Below are 253 nucleotides of genomic sequence, written 5' to 3'. Positions count from 1 at the left end.
AACAACGTTGACGCGCCTGGCCGCTCAGGGCATCGAGAAAGTCACCCTGGCGCCGCTGTACCCGCAGTTTGCCGACAGCACCGTAACCACGGTGATTGAAGAGGCCAAACGGGTCGTGCGCGACAAAAAGCTCAAGGTGCAGTTCTCGATCCTGCAACCGTTCTACGATCAGCCGGAATACCTCGACGCCTTGGTCGCGAGTGTCCGGCCGTATGTGGAGCAGGATTACGATCATTTACTGCTGAGTTTTCAC

At 57.3% G+C, this 253-nt stretch carries 1 protein-coding gene; it reads left to right on the top strand.

What is annotated here, in order from left to right; genetic code table 11:
* Window positions 1-253: ferrochelatase (locus KZZ04_RS20025; protein WP_219424007.1), on the top strand; the 253-nt coding region annotated here is incomplete at both ends.

Origin of the sequence: Pseudoalteromonas sp. CR1, assembly GCF_019392235.1 — a bacterium.
Classification (GTDB): domain Bacteria; phylum Pseudomonadota; class Gammaproteobacteria; order Enterobacterales; family Alteromonadaceae; genus Pseudoalteromonas.
Note: the sequence above shows the minus strand (reverse complement) of the source record. Positions and strands in the feature narration are given on the sequence as shown.